The sequence below is a fragment of the Actinacidiphila acididurans genome (assembly GCF_016918855.1).
Taxonomy (GTDB): Bacteria; Actinomycetota; Actinomycetes; order Streptomycetales; family Streptomycetaceae; genus Actinacidiphila; species Actinacidiphila acididurans.
On the sequence record NZ_JADKYB010000002.1, the window covers coordinates 89195 to 111049 of the forward strand.

The window sequence follows — 21855 nt, forward strand, 5'->3', positions numbered from 1 at the left end:
CCAGTCGTCGCGTACGTCACACCCCGGATCGGGTTTGCGGGGCGCGCGGGACGGGAAATTGGACCCTCTTCAGGGTTGCGCTCCAGGATCACCCGGAAGAGTGACATGGATGCGGCAGCCCCGCGGGGACTCGGCCACCTCGATCCGGCCGCCGTGCAGATCCACCGCCCACCGGGCGATCGCCAGGCCCAGCCCCGTACCGCCGTCGCGGCCGGGATGGGAGCCGCGGTGGAAGCGTTCGAAGACCCGGGTCCGGTCCGCCTCCGGGATGCCGGGGCCCTCGTCCATCACGTCCAGCTCCAGGCTGCCCGGCGTCGGCCCGCTCCGGGCCCGTACGGTCACCCGGCCACCGGGCGGGCTGTGCTTGACCGCGTTGTCCACCAGATTCGCCACCACCTGGTGCAGCCGCTCGCCGTCCGCGTAGGCGGTCAGGTGCAGCGGGCACACGTCCAGGTGCATCGGCACGTCGGCGCGCGGCCGGCTGCGCGAGCCCTTGCTCGCCGTGCCCAGCCCCAGGCTCGCCGTCTTCAGCACCGCCGACAGGTACGGCCACACCTCGAACCGCTTGGCGTCCAGCCGTACCGCCCCGCTGTCCAGCCGGGACAGGTCCAGCAACTGGCTCACCAGCTTGCCCAGCCGCTCGGTCTGCTGGAGGGCCAGCCGCATCGTCTCCGGGTCGGCCGCGGACACCCCGTCCACCACGTTCTCCAGCACCGCCCGGAGCGCGGCTATGGGGGTGCGCAGTTCGTGTGAGACATTCGCCACCAGCTCTTTTCGGTGCCGGTCGGCGGCGTCCAGGTCGGCGGCCATGCGGTTGAAGGTCTCGGCCAGCTCGCCCACTTCGTCCCGGCGCACCCGGGCCACCCGGCGGCTGTAGTCGCCGGCCGCCATGGCGCGGGCCACCGCCGTCATCTCGCGCAGCGGGGCGGTCAGATTGGTGGCCACTATCTGCGTGATGAGCAGACAGGCGATGATCGAGAAGATCGTGATGATCCGCAGCTCGGTGGCCGAGTGGATGGCGACGGTCACCAGCAGGGTGGTGATCAGCACCGAGACGATCACCAGGAGTTGCAGCGCGGCCTTGATCGAGCGGAAGGGGTCCCAGGGGCGGAGCGCGGCCCACGTCCGCCGCCACCAGATGCTCATTGCGCGGGCGTCTCCAGGGCGTAGCCCACACCGTGCACGGTTCGGATCCGCTCGGCGCCGATCTTGCGGCGCAACGCCTTGACGTGGCTGTCCACGGTCCGGGTGCCCGAGGCGTCGGCCCAGTCCCAGACCTCGGCGAGCAACTGCTCCCGGGAGAGCACCGCCCGCGGCTGCTGCGCCAGGCACACCAGCAGCTCGAATTCGGTCGGCGTCAGATGCACGTCGCTGCCGCGTACCCGCACCCGCCGCTGTGCGTGGTCGATCTCCAGGTCGCCGAGCTGGATGCTGGCGCCGCGCGGGCTGTGCGCGGCCTCCGTGGCCCGCTCCACCCGGCGCAGCAGCACGTGCACCCGGGCGGCCAGCTCGCGCATCGAGAACGGCTTGGTCATGTAGTCGTCGGCGCCGACGCCCAGGCCCACCAGCATGTCGGTCTCGTCGTCCCGGGCGGTGAGCATCAGCACCGGCACCGGCCGGTCGGCCTGCACCCTGCGGCACACCTCCAAGCCGTCGAAGCCCGGCAACATCACGTCGAGCACCAGCAGATCGGGCTGCCAGGCGTGGGCGGCCTCGACCGCGGTCGGTCCGTCACCGGCAGTTCGCACCTGGAATCCCTCGGCCTGCAACCTGGCCGCGATCGCCTGCGTTATGGTCTGGTCGTCCTCAACGACCAGCACCCGGCGCTGAGCGCCCGCTGTCTGCGTGCTGTCCACTTCCGCCCCACAACGTCGTCACAATTATCGGCAGCGTACGGGGCGGCCTCACGCCCTGACTATGACGCTTTCACGCCTTGACGCCTACGTGCACGACGTCCGGAACACCCCGCGCGACGGGAATTTCCAGCGTGCGGACCCCGGCGAACCCCGCTTGCCGCAGCGCCGCCTCGAACTCCGCCGAGGGCTGCGCGGACCACACGGCAAGCACACCGCCGGGTCCGAGCCGCTCCCGGCAGGCGGCGAGGCCGCTGGGAGTGTAGAGACTGCCGTTGTTCTCGGTGACTGTCCAGTCGGGTCCGTTGTCGATGTCCAGGCACAACGCGTCCCACTGCTCATCGCTGCCGCGTACATACGTGACGAGATCGGCTTGAACGACCCGCACCCGGGGGTCCTCCAGCGCCCCCTCCGAGTACGGCGCCAAGTGCCCGGCCCGGTGCCAGTCCACCACCGCTTTCTCCCGCTCCACCACCGCGATCTCCCCCCACCGCGGTTGGCTTGCCGCCCGGGCCAGCGAGAACCCCACCCCCAGCCCGCCGATCAGCACCCTCAGCCCATCCTTTTCGGCCGGTAGTGCCTCCAGCGCGGCATCCACCAGCAGCCGCTCCGACCTGCCGTCGGCCGTATCCATAAGGAACGTCCCGTTGGCAATGATCTCGTAGGTTTCCCCGTTCTTACGGAGTACGACCTCGCCGTACGCCCCCGTCCGGCGCTCCACGGTCACAACTGCGTCCTGGGCTTGGTGCATGTGCTTCACCTTAGTCAGCCCGGGTTCGCCGGGAGCGCCCCGCAGGGGCGCGGGGAACTGCGCGACACGCCCACGACGGGCTGCACATCGCCACCGTCCCGAAGGGGCAGTTGCTGTCGTATCCGGACCACCGGCCGGTGGCCGGTTGCTCGCGCAGTTCCCCGCGCCCCTGGGTATTCCGGGCTGGCCGCCGCAGGCAACCGCACCCTGCAAGGGAGCGATCGCTCAGGGCGAACAGGGGTCCGGGAACACCCGGAGCACCCGAGGGGTTGAGCCGGGTGTACTCAACTTGCTTGCATAGGGAGAGATCATGGCGTTTGAGTCGACCTCCAGCCCCCTCACCCTGCCCGTGCTGCCGCTGGACGACGAGGTCGTGCTGCCGGGCATGGTCGTCCCGCTGGACCTGACCGACTCCGAAGTACGCGCCGCTGTCGAGGCCGCGCAGGCCGCGCAGCCCGGCAGCGGGACGAGCAAGCCGAGGGTGCTGCTGGTCCCGCGCGTGGACGGAAAGTACGCGGCGGTGGGCACGCTGGGCACCGTGGAGCAGGTCGGCCGGCTGTCGGACGGCGACCCGGGGGCCGTGATCCGCGGCCGCGGCCGGGTCCGGATCGGCGCCGGCACCACCGGACCGGGCGGGGCCCTGTGGGTGGAGGGCACCGTGGTGGAGGAGCCCACGCCCGAAGAGGCGTCCGGCACCGTCGCGGAGCTGATGAAGGAATACAAGGCACTGGCCACGAGCTGGCTCCGCAAGCGCGGCGCCTGGCAGGTGGTGGACCGGGTGCAGCAGATCGACGACGTGAGCACGCTCGCCGACAACTCCGGCTACTCCCCGTTCCTGAGCATCGAGCAGCGGATCGAGCTGCTGGAGACCGCCGACCCGGTGGCCCGGCTGCGGCTGGCCGTGCAGCGGCTCAAGGACCACTTGGCCGAGCAGGACGTGGCCGACACGATCCGCAAGGACGTCCAGGAGGGCATGGAGAAGCAGCAGCGCGAGTTCCTGCTCCGCCAGCAGCTCGAGGCGGTCCGCAAGGAGCTGGCCGAGCTGAACGGGGACCCCGAGGACGAGGCCGGTGACTACCGGGCCCGGGTCGAGGCCGCCGACCTGCCGGAGAAGGTCCGCGAGGCGGCCCTGAAGGAGGTCGAGAAGCTGGAGCGCTCCTCGGACGCCTCCCCGGAGGGCAGCTGGATCCGGACCTGGCTGGACACCGTCCTGGAACTGCCGTGGAACACCACCACCGAGGACACGTACGACGTGTCCGGCGCCCGGGCCGTGCTCGACGCGGACCACGCGGGCCTGGACGACGTCAAGGAGCGCATCACCGAATACCTGGCCGTACGCAAGCGCCGGGCCGACCGCGGCCTCGGCGTGGTGGGCGGCCGGCGCGGCGGCGCGGTGCTGGCCCTGGTCGGCCCGCCCGGCGTCGGAAAGACCTCGCTCGGCGAAAGCGTGGCCCGCGCGATGGGCCGCAAGTTCGTCCGGGTCGCCCTCGGCGGCGTCCGCGACGAGGCCGAGATCCGCGGCCACCGCAGGACGTACGTGGGCGCGCTGCCCGGCCGGATCGTGCGGGCCATCAAGGAGGCCGGCTCGATGAACCCGGTCGTGCTGCTCGACGAGGTCGACAAGGTCGGCTCCGACTACCGGGGCGACCCTGCCGCGGCCCTGCTCGAGGTCCTCGACCCGGCGCAGAACCACACCTTCCGGGACCACTACCTGGAGGTCGAGCTCGACCTGTCCGATGTGGTCTTCCTGGCCACCGCCAACGTCCTGGAGGCCATCCCCGAGCCGCTGCTGGACCGGATGGAGCTGGTCCGCCTCGACGGCTACACCGAGGACGAGAAGGTCGTCATCGCCCGGGACCACCTGCTGCCGCGCCAGTTGGAGCGGGCGGGCCTGGCCGCGGACGAGGTGGGCGTCGACGAGGAGGCGCTGCGCAGGCTCGCCGGGGAGTACACCCGGGAGGCCGGCGTCCGTAACCTGGAGCGCACCATCGCCAGGATCCTGCGCAAGGTCGCGGCCCGGGCCGAACTCGGCGAGCAGAAGCTGCCGTTCACCGTCGGCGACGGCGACCTGCGCGCGCTGATCGGCCGGCCGCACCACGTACCGGAGTCCGCCCAGGACCCGGAGGAGCGGCGCACCGCGGTGCCCGGTGTGGCCACCGGCCTGGCGGTCACCGGCGCGGGCGGCGACGTGCTCTACATCGAGGCGTCGCTGGCCGACCCGGAGACCGGCGGCAGCGGACTGGCCCTGACCGGCCAGCTCGGCGACGTGATGAAGGAGTCCGCGCACATCGCGCTGTCCTTCCTGCGCTCGCACGGGGCCGAACTCGAACTCCCGGTCGGCGACCTGAAGGACCGCGGCGTCCACCTGCACGTGCCCGCCGGCGCAGTGCCCAAGGACGGGCCGAGCGCGGGTGTCACCATGACCACCGCCCTCGCGTCCCTGCTGTCCGGCCGCCGGGTCCGTACCGACGTGGCCATGACCGGCGAGGTCTCCCTCACCGGCCGCGTCCTGCCCATCGGCGGCGTCAAGCAGAAGCTTCTCGCTGCCCACCGCGCCGGGATCACCACCATCGTGATTCCCAAGCGCAACGAGCCCGACCTCGACGACGTCCCCGCCGAGATCCTCGAAAAGCTCGACGTCCACCCCGTCTCCGACGTCCGCCAGGTCCTCAAGCTCGCGCTCGAGCCTGCCGGCTCGCTGACCGACGAAGTGCCCGTAGCGGCGTAACGGTCCGCCGTCCCGGCTTGGACCTTGCCGCCCGAACAGCCCCCCACGGCCGTTGCCGGAGCAACGGTTGTGGGGGGCTTGTCGCGCAGTTCCCCGCGCCCCTTGTTGTGGCTGGCCGCCGTGGGCGGCGTGCACCACGGACTACCCAGGGGCGCGGGGAACTGCGCGCTCAGCCGTCCACCGGCAGGTGGACGCAAGTGCACAGTGCGGGGCAGGGCGGGGCGCAACCAGCCCAAGCCGGGAAGACGGAAACCAGTTACCCCAGGGCGAGGGCCTGGAGTCGATCAAGGGCACCGTTGAAGTAGTCCTGGTCGCCCGGGAAGACGCCGGAGTCCGCGTACTGCCAGAACGTGTAGTAGCCGTAGCCGGCGGGCAGCGTGCCGGCCGTCGTGTTGTAGCGGGCGATCCAGAACGGGCTGGTGGCCGCGAAGCCCCCGTTGTTACCGGTGCAGGTGTTCCACCAGTCGAAGGTCGAGTAGATCACCGGGTAGACACCCTCGCGCGCGTGGTACTCGTTGGCGAACGCGTGGATCCAGTTGACCATGGCCGACTGGCTGAGCCCGTAGCAGGTCGCGCCGTAGGGGTTGTACTCGATGTCGAGCGCGCCGGGCAGCGTCTTGCCGTCGGCGGACCAGCCGCCGCCGTGTGCGACGAAGTAGTCGGCCTGCGTGGCCCCGCCGGAGGTGTCCGGCGTCGCGAAGTGGTACGAGCCGCGGATCATCCCGACGTTGTACGACCCGTTGTACTGCTGGGCGAAGTACGGGTTCGTGTACGTGGTGCTCTCGGTGGCCTTGACGTACGCGAACTTGCCGCCGTTGGACCAGGCGGCCGACCAGTTGACGTTGCCCTGGTAGCCGGAGACGTCCATGCCGGGAGTCTGCGCGGTCATGGGGCCGACCGTGCCGGGGGCGGACGAGCCGTTGCCTTCGTGGGCCTTGACGGTCGAGCCCATCCAGTCCAGTTCGGGGTGGGTGACGTGGTTCTTCGCCGCGGTGGGGGCGGCGGTCGCCGCGCCGGGCAGCGCCAGCGCGACGGCGAGCAGGGAAACGAGCAGACCGGCGAGGAGGGTGAGCCGGGTCCGGGCCGAGCCAGTGCCGTGCACGACGGAGAATCCTCCGTGGGACATGCGTGCCTCCAGTGGGGACTCGGCATGACCTTGGGATGGTCATGACAGAAATGACGGTACGGTGGGGCGCTACGCGCGTGGAAGAGGCGCCTGGGACCGCCGATGGTCTACGCCTGCGAAATACTTGACGTGCTGCGGAAACCACCGTGGGTGAAGAAAACTTTCAGCCGTTGAAAGCGGCGAGGAACGGGGAACGGGGGACGTGTGAAGGACACGAGGCAGGTGGACCGCCCCGGCGCGGCCGAGACGAGAGCGGTGCACGCGGCTGCGGAGGGGGCCACTGAAGGGGCCCCTGTGACGGCCCCTGGAGCGGCCGCGGACACGTCCACCGACAGTGCCACCGACGCGCTGGAACGTGAACTGACCGTGCTGTTCCGGCGGGCCCGCGCGTACTCCGGGGAACTGGCCCGGGCCGTGCATCCCGAGCTGGAGCCGGCCGCGTACGGGTTGCTGGTCCGCCTGGAGGAGGCCGAGCCCGAACGGGCCACCGACCTCGCGGCGTACTTCGGGGTCGGCAAGGCCACGATGAGTCGTCAGCTTCGCGCGTTGGAAGAGCTTGGGCTTGTCACGCGTGAACCCGATCCCGGTGACGGCCGCGCTTTCCTCATGCGGCTCACGGACGAGGGGCGCGAACGGTACGCCCGTGTACGGAGGGCTCGCCGCGAACGCTTCGTGCGGCAACTTTCCACGTGGGACCGCCCGGAGGTGGCCGAGCTTTCGCGTCTCCTCCACCGTTTCAATGGCCTCGCCGACGACCAGTAACCCTCCTCCCGGGTGACCGGACGTCGGCCGAGCCTTCTCCCGGGTGACCGGACCGCACGGGCTGCCCCCTTCTGCCGTCTCCGGACCTGCGGTCCGGTGGGTGGCTTGTCGCGCAGTTCCCCGCGCCCCTGGGTATTCCGTGGTGCACGCCGCCCGCAGCGGCCGGCCACGACAACCCAGGGGCGCGGTGCGTTTGCGGAGTGCGGCGACGCCGGAAAACCCAGGGGCGCGGGGAACTGCGCGCGTAACCACCACGGACCGCAGGTCCGGACACAACAGGTGCGGGCACCCCGTGCGGTACTCCGGGTCCGGGCACCCCGTGCGGAACCCCGCTACCGGGCGGAGCCTAGAGCTCGACGAAGATCGCTGTCGCGTCGTCGTGGACCTTGCCGCGGGGGACGGCGACGCCCTCCGGATCGGCTCGCTCGAAGCCGCGTACCCGGGAGATGAGGGCGTCGGGCCCTTCCTTGCGGAGCAAGGCGAAGGCGGAGGCCCACTCGTCGGAACGGAAGACCTCGACGGAACGTGCGGCTCCGTCCGTCAGGGCGGCGAAGGCCCGCACGGCAGTGCGGGGAGTGCGGCCCGAGATGGCGCGGCTGACCACGGAAGGATCGGCCGCGGCCGTGAAGAAGCCGCCTTCACGATTACGCAAGGGGGCGACGCGGAGGCCGGCCGCGCGGAGGCGCTCGATGCGGTCGTCGAGGTGGGGCCGCACCGAGCCGTCGGCACCCTCGACGAGCAGGGCGGAGTCGGAGAGGACGAGGTGGTCGACGGCGTCGTCGGACCATCTGACCAGCACGACTGTGGCCTGCGGGGTGAGCGGGTGAAAAAGATCACACGTGTCGCGGTGGGCGTCGGCGGTGCGGGTGATGGCCGCGGCGAGGCAGTCGGCGAGCGTCAGGTCGGGGCGCGAAACGGACAGTTCGAGCAGGGCGCCGCCGAGGTGAGCGGTGAACCAAGGGACGGAGTGGACGCAGCCGCCGTTGTCCGGGGGCGGGGTGACCCCGTCGAGGAGGACGACGGCGCCGCCGCGTCCGGCGGCGGGCAGGGCCACCGACACGAAGTCCTCGTTGGCCCCGCCGGGGGCGCCGGGCTCGGTCGCCGTCTCGATGCGCATGCGGCCAGTGTGCCGGACCCGTCCGGAGCGCTGTGTTCGAACCCCCTGCGGGGCGGTACGGGTCCGGAGGCCGGCGGGGCGGATGCGGGCGGCCATCCTGCCAAACCTCGGGGGGACGCGCCAACAGCGCGATGACCTGGCGGAGCGTCACGTTCCGGATCCGGGTTGTCCGTTAACTTCCGTGTGAGATTCACTCGTTCGGGTGTCGAGAGCAGGGACACCTGGCCCCCTGACCGGCCGGGATGCCAGGGTCGGGAGGACTGTGCGTTGTCCCGGGGTGGCCCGGGCCCAGGCGACATGCGATTGCGAGCACCGAACGTGCGAGAACGACGTCACCCCCGCGGGCTGCGGGTCAGGCAGCGCATGCTCGCCGCACTCCTGGTGTGCGGGGCGGCCGTGCTCGCGGCGGCCGCGCCCGGCGTGGTGCTGGCCGGGCACGACCTGACCACCGCCCAGCACCGGGTGGACAGCAGCCGGCTGGCATCGAGCGCCGCCGTCCTCGCCCACGACCTGGCCGACGAACGCGACGACCTGGCCGGTCATGTGGCCGGCGGCCGTTCGGGCGCGCTGCCCGACGCGGACCGGGCCCGTACCGACCGGCAGCTCGGCGAGGTCACCGCCGGTGCCCCGGCCGGCCTGAAGACCACCCTCGCGCGGCTCGCCGCGGTGCGGCAGCAGGCGATGGCCGGTTCGGGCGGGCCCGGCGCGGTCGTCGCCGCGTACCAACCGCTGATCGACGCCCTGGACCGGCTCGCGGGCCCGGCCACCGGGCCGCTGAGCCGGGCGGTGACCGCCGCCGGCGTGCAGCGCGGCCTGCTGGTGGCCGCCCTGACCGGCAGCGGCGACCAGGCCGCCCCGGTCTCGGCCGCGCAGACCGCCCGCGTCCAGGAGCAGGCGGCGCTCACCGAGTTCCGCGCCATCGCCGCGGCGAACCTGCGGGACCGCTACGACCGCACGGTCACCGGCCCCGACGCCGCGCGGGCGGACCACGACCTCGGCATCCTGCTGTCCGCCGCCGACCTCACCCCGGCCGGCCGGGCCCTGGGCGCCGGCGAGGCCAGCTCCGCGCTGACCGCGCGGCTGGACCTGATGCGCGGCGTGCAGACCTCCGCGCTGGCCGACGAGGAGCGCGCGGCGCACGCCCACCGCTCCCACGTCGTCACCGTCCTCGAACTACGCGCCGCCCTCGGCCTGTTGTGCCTGGTGCTGCTGACCGGCGTGCTGGTGACGCTGTTCCGTACGCTGACCCGCCCGCTGGCCGCCCTGCACGCCTGGTCCAAGGCCGACCCGGCGAGCGGCACCGGCGCGCGGGTGGTCGGCGCCGACGAGTTCGCCGACGTCGCCCGGCGGGTCAACGCCCTCACCCACGAGACGCAGGCGCTGCGCACCCGGGTGACCGACCTGGCCGCCGAGCGGACCGCGGCGGCCGAGGCCGGCAGCGCCCTGACCGCCGAGCACGAGGCACTGCTGCGGACCCGGGACGAACTCCTGCGGACCCAGGGCGATTTGCTGCGCAGCCGTGAGGAGTTGGCCGGTCGGCTCGCCCGGGCCACCGCCCGCACCGCCGACCGGATCACGTACGTGAACCTCGGCCTGCGCACCCTCGGCCTGATCGAACGGCAACTGGCGCTCATCGAGAGCCTGGAGGACCACGAGCAGGACCCGGACCGGCTGGGCACCCTGTTCAAGCTGGACCACCTGGCCACCCGGATGCGCCGCAACAGTGAGAACCTGCTCGTGCTCACCGGCACCGAGCACAGCCACGGCGCCGCAGCCCGCCCGGTCGAGCTGATCGACGTGGCCCGGGCCGCGCTGTCCGAGATCGAGCCGTACGAACGCGTGCGGGTCCAGTCCGTGCCCGAGGGCCGGGTGACCGGCCGGGGCGCGGACGACGTGAGCCACCTGGTCGCCGAACTCCTCGACAACGCCGCCGCCTTCTCCGACCCCGCGTCCGACATCAACCTGTCGGGCCACCTGCTGCCGGACGGCAAGGTGCTGCTCAGCGTGGAGGACTCCGGCATCGGCATCCCGCCCGAGCGGATGGCCGTGATCAACGTGCTGCTCGCCGACCCCGACCCGGACCCGCCGGGCGCGACCTCCGGTATGGGCCTGTACGTGGTCGCCCGCCTCGCCCACCGGCACGGCGTCCAGGTCCGGCTGGCCCCTCGGACCTCCGGCGGCATCACGGCGACGGTCGTCCTGCCCCTGGCGCTCCTCCCCGACGCGGCGCCCGCCCCGCACCCGGCCCGGGCCGCGGCCCCGGTCACGTACTCGATCGCGCCCGAGGCCACGCCCGAGCACGTCACCCACGAGCCGGCGGCCGCGGACCCGGAGCCCGTTGCCGTACCCCACCGGGCGGGCGCCCGGCACGAGCGGGCCGCGCAGCACGAACCGCACGGACCCGCGCCCGTACCCGCCCAGCGCGCACAGCCGCCGGCGATGCCCGTACCGCCCCTGCCGCCCGTACCGACCGGGCCCGGCGGCGAGCCCCTGGCCCTCACCGCCAAGGGACTGCCGCAGCGGGTGCCGCGGGCCACCGGGCTGAGCGGCGAACCCGCGGCCCGGAACCGGCCGTCCGGCGGCGTGGACGCCGACGCGCTGCGGCGCAAGCTCGCCGGGCTCCAGCAGGGCCTGCGGGACGGCCGCCGCGACGCCGAGCACGAGGCCGAGGCGACCCTCGGCGACCAGGCCCTTCCGGCCCGGCCCGCACCCGGCGCCGAACCGCTCCCGGTCCGCCGCAAGCACGCACGCGCGGCCGTACCCGCGCAGGAGACGGCCGGACCCGGCCCGGTATCCGCCCGGGGTGTGCACGAATCCGGCGCCGTACCCGCCCAGGACGCGGACGGACCCGGCGCCGTAGCCGGCCCGGATCCGCATGCGGCCGGCACCGTATCGGGCGCGGACGGGCACGGATTTGGCACCGTACCGGCCCAGGAGACGGCCGGACCCGGCCCGGTATCCGCCCGGGGCGTGCACGAATCCGGCGCCGTACCCGCCCAGGACGCGGACGGACCCGGCGCCGTAGCCGGCCCGGATCCGCATGCGGCCGGCACCGTACTCGGCCACGACCGGCCCGGAAGAGACGCCGGGGCGGCGGAAGCGGCCGGCCCGGGCGACCGTCCGGCAGGTACGGGGACTCAGGGGGACGCAGCAGGTCAGACAGCAACCGTCGAGGAGGCGACCCGGTGAACGCGGTCGGCACACAGTCCAACGACCTCAGCCACGAGGCGCGCAACCTGCAATGGCTGCTGGGGAACTTCGTCGAGGAGGTGCCCGGCGTCCGTTCCGTCGCCGTGGTCTCCGCCGACGGGCTGCCGCTGCTCGCCTCGCAGCCGCAGGACGAGGCCGCCGGCCGCGCCCCGGCCGCCCGGGTGCCGCGACCGCGTCCCGGCGGGGCCCGGATGGACCTGGCGTCCGTGGTCTCGGGGCTCGCCTCGCTCACCGCGGGCGCGGCCAAGCTGATGGACGGCGGCGGCGTACGGCAGACCACCGTCACCATGGACGAGGGCACTTTGTTCGTGATGTCCATCAGCGACGGCTCGCTGCTGGGCGTGCACGCCGTCGCCGAGTGCGACGTGAGCGTGGTCGCCTACCACATGGCCCTGTTCGTGGGGCGGGCCGGACATGTGCTCACCCCGGCGCTGCGCACCGAACTGCACCAGGCCATGGAGAGTTCCCGCTGATGGAGCCGCCGCCCGACCCGTCGGGGCCCGCCCCCGCCGGGCAGGGGGCCGACAGTCGGACCTCCCGGGTGAGGCCGTACGCTCTGACGGGCGGTCGTACCCGTTCCGGACACGAGCTGCTCGTCGAGACGCTGGTGGCTACGATCGACGGGCCGGGCGACCATCCGGTCGCCGAGGAGAGCGAGCAGTCCGAGCCCGGGACGCCCGAGGCGTGGGCGATCGTCGGACTGTGCCGAAAGACGCGGTCGGTGGCCGAAGTCTCCGCATTGCTGCGGATTCCGCTCGGCGTGGCGCGGGTGCTGCTCAGCGACCTGGCCGACCAGGGAAGGATCCGCGTGTACGGTACCGGGCACGGGCCCGACGGACCGGAGCGCGCGCTGCTGGAAAGGGTGCTCAGTGGACTTCGCAGGCTTTGACCGGCAGGACGGCCTGCAGGGCTGGCAGACGGACCGCCGCGGTTCGCCGACCTCCACGAAGATCGTGGTGGCCGGCGGTTTCGGGGTGGGCAAGACCACCTTCGTCGGCTCGGTGTCCGAGATCACCCCGCTGACCACGGAAGCCGTGATGACCCAGGCCAGCGAGGCGGTGGACGACCTCGCGGCCATCCCGGACAAGACCACCACCACGGTGGCCATGGACTTCGGCCGGATCACCCTCGAACAGGACCTGGTGCTCTACGTGTTCGGCACGCCCGGGCAGCAGCGGTTCTGGTTCATGTGGGACGACCTGGTGCGCGGCGCGATCGGGGCGATCGTGCTCGCCGACACCCGCCGGCTGGCCGACTGCTTCCCGGCACTGGACTACTTCGAGGGCAGCGGCCTGCCCTACACCGTGGCCGTCAACCAGTTCGAGGGCACGACCGAGTACACCGCGGACGACGTCCGCGAGGCACTGGCGGTGCCCCACCACATCCCGGTGCTCATCATCGACGCGCGCCGGCGCTTCTCCGTGATCGAGGCGCTGCTCGCCCTGGTCACCCACGCGATGACCGAGCAGCCCCTGTAGGTCCCGGGACGACGTGAAGAGGCGGGCCGCCGTGCGGAAGATACTCGTCGTGGGAGCCGGCCAGGCCGGACTCCAGCTCGCCCTCGGGCTGCAGGCCCGGGGGCACGACGTGACCGTGATGTCCGAGCGGACCGCCGACGAGATCCGCGGCGGCCCGGTGATGTCCACCCAGTGCCTGTTCGCCACCGCCCTGGGGCACGAGGCCGCGCTCGGCCTGGACTTCTGGGCGGACCAGGCGCCGCGGGCCGAGGGCCTGGGCGTCTCGGTGGCCGGCCCGGACGGCGGCCGCCCGATCGACTGGCTGGGCCGGCTGCGCGGCGCCGCGCAGTCCGTGGACCAGCGGGTGAAGACGGCCGGCTGGATGGAGACCTTCGCCGAGCGCGGCGGCACCCTGGTCATCCACGGGGCGGCCGCCTCCGACCTGGAATGGTTCTCCCGCGCCTACGACCTGGTGCTGGTCGCGGCCGGCCGGGGCGAGATCGGCGCCATGTTCCGCCGGGACGCGGCGCGTTCGCCCTACGCGGCACCGCAGCGCGAACTGGCCGTGGCCTACGTGCACGGGCTCGGCCCCCGCCCGGAGCACCCGGACGTGCGGGCGGTGCGCTGCAATCTGGTGCCGGACGTCGGCGCGCTCTTCGTCATTCCGGCGCTGACCACCTCCGGGCCGTGCGACATCCTGTTCTGGGAGGCGCGCCCGGGCGGTCCGGCCGACGTCTTCCGGGGCGTGCGGGACCCGGCCGAGCGGCTGCGGCTGATCCTGGACCTGATGCGTACGTACGTCCCCTGGGAGTACGACCGGGCGGGCGCGGTCGAGCTGACCGACGCCGGCGGCACGCTGGTCGGCCGGCTCACCCCCACCGTCCGCGAACCGGTGGCCGAACTCCCCGCCGGCGGACTCGCGCTGGGCGTGGCCGATGCAGTGGTGGCCAACGACCCGCTCACCGGCCAGGGGGCCAACATGGCGGCCAAGTGCGCCGCGGTCTACCTGGAGGCGATCACCGGGCACGGCGACCGGCCGTTCGACCGCGCCTGGATGGAGTCCGCCTTCGACCGCTTCTGGGCGCTGGCCGGGCCGGCCACCAAGTGGACCAACACCATGCTCGGCCCACTGCCCGAGCACGTCCTCGGCCTGTTCGGCGCGGCCGGGACCCTCCAGCCGGTGGCCGACCGGTTCGCCAACGGCTTCGACGACCCGGCCGACTTCGAGCACTGGTTCTACGACCCGGAGCGGGCGAGTGCCTTCCTCGCGGCCACCGGGGCGGCGGGGTAACGGGGCAGTGTCCTGGCTCCATCCGGCTTGGGCCGGCGGCGATTCGGTACCGCCGGACCTGGTGCGGGTCGCCACCGACCCGAAGGGTGATTGCTGCCGTCTCCGGACCTCCCCCAGAGCCTTCGCCTGGGGGTATCCCCAGGCGAAGCTCTGGGGGAGCTCGCGCAGTTCCCCGCGCCCCTGGGGGCGGCTTATTGCCCTACGGCCTACGGCGTCGGGCTCGGCGTGCCGCTCGCGGACGGGGTGCCGCTGGGCGTCCCGGACGGGGTGGGTGTCGTGGGTGTCGGGGTGCCGCCGTCCGTCGGGCTCGGGTCCGCCGAGGTGGGGGTGGCCGAGGGCGAGCTGGACGGGGTGGCGGACGGGCTTGCCGGGCTGCCGGGCGTGGCCGGGGCGGTCGGCGGGGTGGTGACCGGGCGGGCCGGGGGCGCGGCCACCGTGCCGGTGCCGCCCGGGGTGGAACCGCCGGGGTGGGAGCCGCCTGCGCCGGGCGGGTTCGTCAGGTTCCCCGAGGTGATCGGGGTCGGCGCCTCGGCCTGCTTGGGGATGGGCGGCACGGTGTAGCGCGGCAGCGGCTGGTCGCCGGGGTCCGGGCGGACCGCGCCGAGGACCGGGTTGGCGGCGATCGGGGAGACCTTGACGAAGGCTCCGGGCCGCGGCGCCTGGATGACCAGGCCGTCGCCGATGTAGATCGCCACGTGCGAGGCGCCGGAGAAGTAGATCACCAGGTCGCCCGGGCGGAGCTGGTCCAGGGGGACGTGCGGCAGCTGTGCCCACTGCTCCTGGCTGGTGCGCGGGATGACCACCCCGGCGTGCAGCCAGGCCTGCGAGGTGAGCCCGGAGCAGTCGAAGGCGTCCGGCCCCTGCGCCCCCCACACGTAGGGCTTGCCGAGCTGCTGGTACGCGTACGCGATCGCCCGGTCGCCGGCCGAGGAGGGGGCCCGGGTCTGCCAGCCGGCGCCCAGCGTCCGGGAGGCGAGGAACTGCTGCTGCGCCTTGTCGGTGCCCTGCTGCTCCAGCGCCTGCAACTGGCCGATCTGGGAGCCGCTGAGCCCGGCGAGCAGCGCCTCGACCTGCTTCAGCTGGTTCTGCACCCGCGTCCGGTTGGCCTGCTGGAGCGCCTGCGCGTGCTCGGCCCGGTCCAGCGCGCGCTGGGCCTGGGTGTTGAGGTCCTTCAGCTTCGCCTCACCGGCGGTCAGCCGGGTGACCACGTCCTTCTGGTGTCCGGCGGCCCGCTGGATGATGTGCTGCTGCCCGAAGAAGTCCTGCGGGGTCTGCCCGGCCAGCATCGACAGATACGGCGACATGCCGCCGTCCTGGTACATCTGCCGGGCGATCAGCCCGGCCTCGGCCCGGCTGCCGGCGACGGCGACCTTCTGGTCGGCGAGCTGCGCGTCGATCGCGTTCGCCCTGGCCCGCAGGGTGGCCGCGTCCCGTGCGGCCCGGTCGTACGCCTCGGTGGCGCTCTCGGCCTGCGAGTAGAGGCTCTGGAGCTGCGCGAGCAACTGCGGCAGCGCCACGGGCGCCGCGGCCGGCGGATCGTAGGGGCGGGCGGCGGCCTGCTGGGCGACCGGCAGGGACAGCGAGGCGGCGGCCAGCAGCGAGCCGCACACCACGGCGGACCGCAACCACGCCTTGCTCCGTCGTACCACGGACATCCCCTCATCTCCCCGTAACCGGCGGGTAACAGATGCTCGGTCAGGCATCCTGTCACGGATTGTCGTATCTTCGACAGAGGGAATGGCCGTTTCCGCCCGTACTGTTCATCACCGTTCACCCGCGCGAGTGATGTTGTTCCGCGGGTGGGCGTACGGCCCGGTCGCCGCCCTCGGCACCGGGCCGTACGCGTATCGGGGGCTCCCCGGCCGGATCAGCCGAAGTAGCCGTGGAAGTTGTTGCTGAACTCCCAGTTGCTGTACTTGTCCCAGTTGATGGACCAGGTCATCAGGCCGCGCAGGGCCGGCCAGCTGCCGTGGACGGGGTACCCGCCGCAGTTGGTCCGCTTGGTCAGGCAGTCCAGCGCCTGGTCGACCGCGGCGGGGGCGACGTAGCCGTTGCCGGCGTTGACGGAGGCCGGCAGGCCGATGGCGACCTGCGAGGGGGCCAGCGCCGGGAACATGTTGGCGGTGTTGCCGGCCACCGGGAAGCCGGTGAGCAGCATGTCCGTCATGGCGATGTTGAAGTCCGCGCCGCCCATCGTGTGGTACTGGTTGTCCAGGCCCATGATCGGCCCGGAGTTGTAGTCCTGGACGTGCAGCAGGGTCAGGTCGTTGCGCAGGGCGTAGATCACCGGCAGGTAGGCGCCGCAGCGCGGGTCCTGCCCGCCCCACTGCCCGGAGCCGTAGTACTGGTAGCCCATCTGCACGAAGAACGTCTCCGGGGCCATGCTCAGCACGAAGTTGCTGCCGTACTTGGCCTTGAGCGTCTTCAGCGCCGAGATCAGGTTGACGATCACCGGAGTGGTGGGGTTCTTGAAGTCGGTGTCGCCGGTGTTCAGCGACAGCGAGTGGCCCTCGAAGTCGATGTCGATGCCGTTCAGGCCCCACTTGTCGACGATGCCGCTGACCGAGGAGACGAAGGCGTCCCGCGCCGCGGTGGTGGTCAGCTGCACCTCGCCGTTGGCCCCGCCGATGGACAGCAGCACCTTCTTGCCCTTGGCCTGCTTGGCGGCGATGGCGGCCTTGAAGTCGGCGTCGGACTCCACGGCCGGGCACTCGCTGACCGAGCAGCGGTTGAAGTGGATGTTCCCCGAGGTGGGCGAGTCGGTCTCGCCGAAGGCCAGGTCGATGACGTCCCAGGAGTCGGGCACGTCGGCCAGCCGGGTGTAGCCCGAGCCGTTGGCGAAGGTCTCGTGCAGGTAGCCGACCAGCGCGTGGGTGGGCAGGCCGCCGCCGGGCGGCGGGCTGGTCGGGGGAGTGGGGGGGGGTGTGGTGGGGGGGGTGTTGGGGGGGGGGTTCGGGGGCGTGGTGGGGGGGGGGGTGGGCGGGGTGGTGGTGCCGCCGCCAGGGCCCTGGAGCGAGACGTCGTCGGCGTAGTAGGCCGGCTGCCCGTACCAGCCGTGCACGTAGACCGAGGCGGTGGTCTGGCTCGCGCCGGTGGTGAAGGAGACGCTGAGCGGCGCGTAGCCGCTGCCGGTGGAGGGCGTCCAGGTGCTGGTCCCGCCGTCCACGCCGATGTACACGTACGCCCCCTTGACCTGGGCGCTCAGCGTGTACGTGGTGTTGGGCGCCACGCTGACGGTCTGCTTGCACTGGCCGTCGACCGAGGAGGAGGGCACGCCCTGGAGGGCGTACGTGCCGGTGTGCGCCTGGCCGGTCACCACCGTGGTGCCCGGGTCGCAGGTCCAGCCGGCCAGGGTGCCGGACTCGAAGCCGCCGTTGGTCAGGAACTCGCCGGCGCTGGCCGAGGGGGCCAGCGCCACCAGGCCGGCGATCGCCACGGCCCCGGCCACCGCGGCGCTCGCGGCGGCGAGGGATCTGCGGCGCAGCGCGGAGGTCGCGCGGGGTGCGCGCGATGCGAAGGTGCGCATGGGGGGATGCTCCTTCTGGGCAGAGGGCGCATGTGCATGTCACCGCGCAGCAAACAGGTCCAGACCAATCGTGTCAATGGTCCGGACCAACAAACGTATACGTCGGGGCGTCAGGGGCCGCTGCCGCGGGCCGGCGCCCCCGGGAGGGCTCAGCGCCTGCGCGACCAGGGCCAGCGCGGGCCCTCCGGCGGCCGGCCCTCGGGGTCGTACACGAAGACCCAGTGGGTGCGGCGCTCCGCGCGCGGACCCTCGGCCGGCCGGCGGTGGTAGACGTACACCCGCTCGCCCTCCGGGCCGGGCACCGGCACCCGGTACACCTTCGGCGGCTGCCCGGTCATCCCGACCAGCACCTCGATCACCCGCCCGTCCAGCGGCCCGCCGACGAACTCGGTCTCCTCGTGTCTCACCGCTCCATCATGGGGCCGCCGGTCCCATGAGGTGATCCGCGGCCGGCAGCAGCGGGGCCAGCCGGGCGACCAGCCTGCCCGCGGGGCTGTCCCCGTCCTCCAGCGGCAGCGCCCGGGCCAGGGCGTCGGCGGTCTGCGGGTCGGTCGCCGCGGTCACCATCAGCAGCCCGGTGAAGTGGTCCACCAGCCAGTCCCGCAGCTCCGGCAGCGGCGGCTGCCGCTCCTGGTCCAGCCAGGTCAGCGAGGCCGTCTCCACACAGGCGATCCACGAGCGGACCATCAGCGCCAGCCGCGGCCCCGGCCGGGTCACCCCCAGGTGGCGCAGCACCTGTTCGGCCGCGCCCCGCCGCACCTCGTCCACGATCGCCTCGGTACGCGAGGTCTCCGCGACCCCGCCGCCGCGCAACAGGGCGCTGTACGCGGGCGCGTGCTCGTCCACGTACGCCAGGTACCGGTCCAGCGCCTGCGTGAGCCGCTGGGTGGGGGCGCCGCGGGCCGGTACGACGAACCCCTCGATCAGCGCGTGGGCCGAGTCGCGCACCGCCGCCTCGTACAACTGCTGCCTGCCGCCGGGGAAGTAGCGGTAGACCAGCGGCCGGGACACCCCGGCGGCCGCCGCCACGTCGTCCACGGAGACCTCCTCCGGCCGGCGGTGCCCGAAGAGGTCCACGGCCGCCGCGAGGATCTGGCCGCGGCGCTGCTCGACGCTCATCCGGCGGTACGCGGGCGCCGCGCTGCTGCTCATGAAGGGGAGGGTAACGCCGGGCGGTCGCGGCCGGTCCGGGAACGGCCCCGCTGCCCGGCTCGCCGCCCGCCTGCGCGACGGGATCAGGCCAGCAGCCCCGAACTGCGCCACAGCGGCACGCTCGCCCCGCGCAGCAGCCCGATCTCCGCCAGGAAGTCCATCAGCCGCTTGGCCGCCTGCCGCATCACGTCCTGCCGGTGCGGGCTGCGGCGGGCCGCCGCGACCGCCTCGCGCGGGTCCAGGCCGACCGAGGCGTAGACGCGCGGGCCGATCAGCGAGCGGGCGATCACCCGCGCCGCCTCCGCCGAGGCCACCCGGGTGAACTCGATCTCCCAGCGCGGCGCGATCTCCATCTGCCGGCGCAACTCCTCGCGCGCGTACCGGATGTGCCGGGACTCCTCCACCACGTGGATCCGGGCGATGCCGCGCACCAGCGGCTGCACCCGCTCGTCGGGGAAGGCCAGCCGCTGCATCCAGTCCAGGATCTCCTCGGCCAGCAGCGTGCCGGTGAACGAACCCGGAGTCGTGGACACCGTCTTGAGCACCCGGCCCAGCGCGTGGTCCAGCCGGCTCGGCCCGTAGACCGGGGTGCCGAAGGTGGTCACCGCGCGGGCGAACATCTTGGAGTGCCGGCACTCGTCGGCGATCTCGGTGAGCGCGTACCGCACGTGCGCGCTGGTCGGCTCCAGGTCGTAGGTGTGCCGCAGCAGCAGTTGCATCAGGATCGTCTCGAACCACACCCCGACCGCGCACAGCGAGGCGACCTCGTGCCGGCTCAGCTCCAGCCGCTGCTCCTCGGGCATCCGGTGCCACAGCGGTGTGTCGTACAGCGACACCAGCTCCGGCGGCCAGAACCACATCCCCTCCACCAGGGGCGCGTCCCAGTCCAGTTCGGTGTCCGGGTCGAAGGAGTGCCGGGTGGAGGCGGCGAGCAGGCGGGCGGCCGTCCTCTCCCGGTCGATCAGGGACGTCCGCATCCGCACGTCGGTCACGGCATCGGTCACGCGCCATCGCCTCCGGAGCACGAGGGTTACCAGCGGTACGCGTCTTATAAGACTGCGCGTCAACAAGGCCGTCAACCCCTCGCGCCCGAACTGCCCTTGGGCCTGCGGCCGATGACGTACGGATTCCGTAACAAGGCCGCTCGCGGCCGTACGGCCAGGAACCGCGCCCGGCGCCCGGGCATCTTTTCGTGCAGGTCACGGGGGCGGAATCGACAACCAGGCGGGGGCGGGGACGGCAATGGCGGTACGGGGAACGGGCGCGGCGCGGCTGAAGGCGGCGCCCACGGCAACGGCGATCGCGGTGGCCGTACTTGTGGTGGTGATCGCGGCCGTCACCTCCGCGCTGGTGGCGCCCGGCCCCGGCCGGCCCGACGCGTCCGCCGCCGTACGGTCCGGGTCGACGGCGTCGCGTCCGGCGTCCGGCCTGCCGCACACCGACGACATATCCGGGCCGACCCGCGCGCTCACCAACGGCCCCGCGGTGCCGGTCTCCATCCAGCACGCCACCGAACTCGGCGGCCGATCCGTCGGCATCACCATCGACGACGGCCCCGACCCGCGCTGGACCCCGCTCGTCCTCGACGTCCTGCGGCGCCACCACGTGCACGCCACCTTCTGCATGATCGGCCCGCAGGCCCGCGCCAACCCCGCCCTGGTCCGCCGGATCGTGGCCGAGGGACACCGGCTGTGCGACCACACGGTGCACCACGACACCGCCATGGACCACAAGTCCTTCGCTTACCGGCGCGGCGAGATCCTGGACGCCCTGACCATGATCAAGGACGCCTCCGGCGGCGCTCGCGTCTTCTACTACCGCGCCCCCGGCGGCGCCTTCACCCCCGCCGACCGCACCCTCGCCGCCCAGCACGGCATGCGCCCGCTCGGCTGGAACATCGACACGAAGGACTTCTCCCGCCCCGGCGCCGCCGCCATCCTGGCCACGCTCGAGCACGAGATCCACAACGGCCCGGTCATCCTCTTCCACGACGGCGGCGGCGACCGCTCCCAAACGGTGACCGCCCTCGACGAGTCCCTGACCTGGCTCCACCAGCAGGGCTACGCGATCTCCTTCCCGGCGGTGGGCTGAGCGGGGTCTGCCGTGGGGGAGCCGCCCGTCACCGCCCGGGAGGCGGTTCCGGCAGGACGCCCGGCAGCAGGCGGGCGGCTCGCCCGGGGCGCCGTACTCGCGGGTACGCTAGGCAAATGTGACCGTGGCCGAGGAACTCGCGGACCTGCCCTATGCCGATGCGCTGCGCCCGTACCGGGAGGCGCTGGAGGCCGAGGGGGACTACGACACGGTGCATGTGGACCGGGTGGCGGCGGAGGGCGGCAGTGCCGCGGGGAGCCGGTTCCTGGAGGCGGCGGTCACCGACTGCTCCTTCGCCGAGGTCTCGCTGCGCGGCTCCCGGTTCAATGACGTGTGGATCAGCGGCACCCGGCTTACGGGGGCCTCGCTGGCCGGGACCGACTGGCTGGACTCGGCGCTGCTGGGCTGCTCGCTGGCCGGCGTGGAGGCGTACGGCGCGACGATGCGCCGGGTGCACCTGCGCCGCTGCAAGCTGGACTCGGTGAACCTGCGCTCCGCCGCGCTGCACGAGGTGGTCTTCGAGGACTGCGTGCTGCGCGACGTCGATTTCCAGGAGGCCGTGCTGGAGAAGGTGTCCTTCCCCGGCAGCCGCCTGGAGCGGGCCCGGCTCGGCCGGGCCACGCTGAAGAAGGCCGATCTGCGCGGCGCCCTGGGCATCGACCTCGCCGACGGCTGGGACGCCCTGCGCGGCGCGCTGATCACTCCCGCGCAACTGCTCGACCTCGCCCCGGCCCTCGCCGCCGCGCTCGGCATCACCGTGAAGGACCGGTGACCCGTAACTCACCCGCACG

Annotated in this window: 19 protein-coding genes; 9 read left to right on the forward strand and 10 right to left on the reverse strand. The window is 73.0% G+C overall.

Annotated elements, in window-relative coordinates; translation table 11 throughout:
* Positions 1-69 precede the first annotated feature (69 nt).
* The 3 genes from ITX44_RS03560 to ITX44_RS03570 all read right to left on the reverse strand — a co-directional run bounded on the left by ITX44_RS03560 (position 70) and on the right by ITX44_RS03570 (position 2604).
* Positions 70-1146, reverse strand: coding sequence for a HAMP domain-containing sensor histidine kinase (locus ITX44_RS03560; RefSeq protein WP_205355501.1), 1077 nt, complete (start codon positions 1144-1146; stop codon positions 70-72).
* The gene (locus tag ITX44_RS03565) at positions 1143-1856 is read right to left on the reverse strand and encodes a response regulator transcription factor (RefSeq protein WP_205355502.1); all 714 of its coding nucleotides are present in this window, start codon (positions 1854-1856) and stop codon (positions 1143-1145) included. The genes ITX44_RS03560 and ITX44_RS03565 overlap by 4 nt, the downstream gene beginning before the upstream one ends.
* Positions 1857-1926: 70 nt before the next feature.
* Positions 1927-2604 carry a spermidine synthase family protein gene (locus tag ITX44_RS03570; protein WP_205355853.1) on the reverse strand — a complete coding sequence of 226 codons (678 nt, stop codon included), beginning with the start codon at positions 2602-2604 and terminating at the stop codon, positions 1927-1929.
* Positions 2605-2914: 310 nt separating this feature from the next.
* Here ITX44_RS03570 and lon point away from each other — a divergent pair, with 310 nt between their 5' ends.
* The gene (gene lon, locus ITX44_RS03575) at positions 2915-5332 is read left to right on the forward strand and encodes an endopeptidase La (RefSeq protein WP_205355503.1); all 2418 of its coding nucleotides are present in this window, start codon (positions 2915-2917) and stop codon (positions 5330-5332) included.
* Between the two features lie 256 nt (positions 5333-5588).
* Here lon and ITX44_RS03580 read toward each other — a convergent pair whose 3' ends face one another.
* A complete protein-coding gene (locus tag ITX44_RS03580; RefSeq protein WP_205355504.1) occupies positions 5589-6458 on the reverse strand; it encodes a lysozyme in 870 nt (289 codons plus the stop codon).
* Positions 6459-6752: 294 nt separating this feature from the next.
* Here ITX44_RS03580 and ITX44_RS03585 point away from each other — a divergent pair, with 294 nt between their 5' ends.
* The gene (locus ITX44_RS03585) at positions 6753-7220 is read left to right on the forward strand and encodes a MarR family winged helix-turn-helix transcriptional regulator (RefSeq protein WP_205355854.1); all 468 of its coding nucleotides are present in this window, start codon (positions 6753-6755) and stop codon (positions 7218-7220) included.
* Positions 7221-7566: 346 nt separating this feature from the next.
* Here the strand turns inward: ITX44_RS03585 and ITX44_RS03590 are convergent, their stop codons facing one another.
* Positions 7567-8337, reverse strand: a complete 771-nt coding sequence (locus ITX44_RS03590; protein WP_205355505.1) for a beta/alpha barrel domain-containing protein — start codon at positions 8335-8337, stop codon at positions 7567-7569.
* A gap of 363 nt (positions 8338-8700) precedes the next feature.
* Here ITX44_RS03590 and ITX44_RS03595 point away from each other — a divergent pair, with 363 nt between their 5' ends.
* Genes ITX44_RS03595 through ITX44_RS03615 form a run of 5 tightly spaced genes read left to right on the forward strand, consistent with a single transcriptional unit; the run spans position 8701 to position 14295 of the window.
* Entirely contained in the window at positions 8701-11526 is a 2826-nt protein-coding gene (locus ITX44_RS03595; protein WP_236060009.1) for a sensor histidine kinase, read from the forward strand.
* Positions 11523-12020, forward strand: a complete 498-nt coding sequence (locus ITX44_RS03600; protein ID WP_205355506.1) for a roadblock/LC7 domain-containing protein — start codon at positions 11523-11525, stop codon at positions 12018-12020. The genes ITX44_RS03595 and ITX44_RS03600 overlap by 4 nt, the downstream gene beginning before the upstream one ends.
* Complete coding sequence (locus tag ITX44_RS03605; RefSeq protein ID WP_205355507.1) at positions 12020-12436, forward strand: DUF742 domain-containing protein; 417 nt, start codon at positions 12020-12022, stop codon at positions 12434-12436. The genes ITX44_RS03600 and ITX44_RS03605 overlap by 1 nt, the downstream gene beginning before the upstream one ends.
* Positions 12417-13025 carry a GTP-binding protein gene (locus ITX44_RS03610; protein ID WP_205355508.1) on the forward strand — a complete coding sequence of 203 codons (609 nt, stop codon included), beginning with the start codon at positions 12417-12419 and terminating at the stop codon, positions 13023-13025. Before ITX44_RS03605 ends, ITX44_RS03610 begins: the two co-directional genes overlap by 20 nt.
* A 31-nt stretch (positions 13026-13056) precedes the next feature.
* Positions 13057-14295: a styrene monooxygenase/indole monooxygenase family protein gene (locus ITX44_RS03615; protein WP_205355509.1), complete on the forward strand. Its 1239-nt coding sequence runs from the start codon at positions 13057-13059 to the stop codon at positions 14293-14295.
* 206 nt (positions 14296-14501) lie between these two features.
* On the opposite strand, the gene ITX44_RS03620 is transcribed toward ITX44_RS03615, so the two are convergent.
* From ITX44_RS03620 to ITX44_RS03640, 5 genes are all read right to left on the reverse strand, one after another.
* Positions 14502-15950, reverse strand: coding sequence for a C40 family peptidase (locus ITX44_RS03620; RefSeq protein WP_236060010.1), 1449 nt, complete (start codon positions 15948-15950; stop codon positions 14502-14504).
* 212 nt (positions 15951-16162) lie between these two features.
* The gene (locus ITX44_RS03625; protein WP_205355510.1) at positions 16163-17821 is read right to left on the reverse strand and encodes a chitinase; all 1659 of its coding nucleotides are present in this window, start codon (positions 17819-17821) and stop codon (positions 16163-16165) included.
* Between the two features lie 149 nt (positions 17822-17970).
* Positions 17971-18228 carry a DUF8847 domain-containing protein gene (locus tag ITX44_RS03630; RefSeq protein ID WP_205355511.1) on the reverse strand — a complete coding sequence of 86 codons (258 nt, stop codon included), beginning with the start codon at positions 18226-18228 and terminating at the stop codon, positions 17971-17973.
* Positions 18229-18235: 7 nt separating this feature from the next.
* The gene (locus ITX44_RS03635; RefSeq protein WP_205355512.1) at positions 18236-18973 is read right to left on the reverse strand and encodes a TetR/AcrR family transcriptional regulator; all 738 of its coding nucleotides are present in this window, start codon (positions 18971-18973) and stop codon (positions 18236-18238) included.
* A gap of 83 nt (positions 18974-19056) precedes the next feature.
* Positions 19057-19950, reverse strand: coding sequence for an AurF N-oxygenase family protein (locus ITX44_RS03640; protein ID WP_205355856.1), 894 nt, complete (start codon positions 19948-19950; stop codon positions 19057-19059).
* Positions 19951-20215: 265 nt separating this feature from the next.
* On the opposite strand from ITX44_RS03640, the gene ITX44_RS03645 reads away from it, so the two are divergent.
* Both ITX44_RS03645 and ITX44_RS03650 read left to right on the forward strand, forming a co-directional pair.
* Positions 20216-21064, forward strand: a complete 849-nt coding sequence (locus ITX44_RS03645; protein ID WP_205355513.1) for a polysaccharide deacetylase family protein — start codon at positions 20216-20218, stop codon at positions 21062-21064.
* Between the two features lie 118 nt (positions 21065-21182).
* On the forward strand, positions 21183-21836 hold the full coding sequence (locus ITX44_RS03650; protein WP_307795076.1) for a pentapeptide repeat-containing protein: 654 nt from the start codon (positions 21183-21185) through the stop codon (positions 21834-21836).
* Positions 21837-21855: the final 19 nt, after the last annotated feature.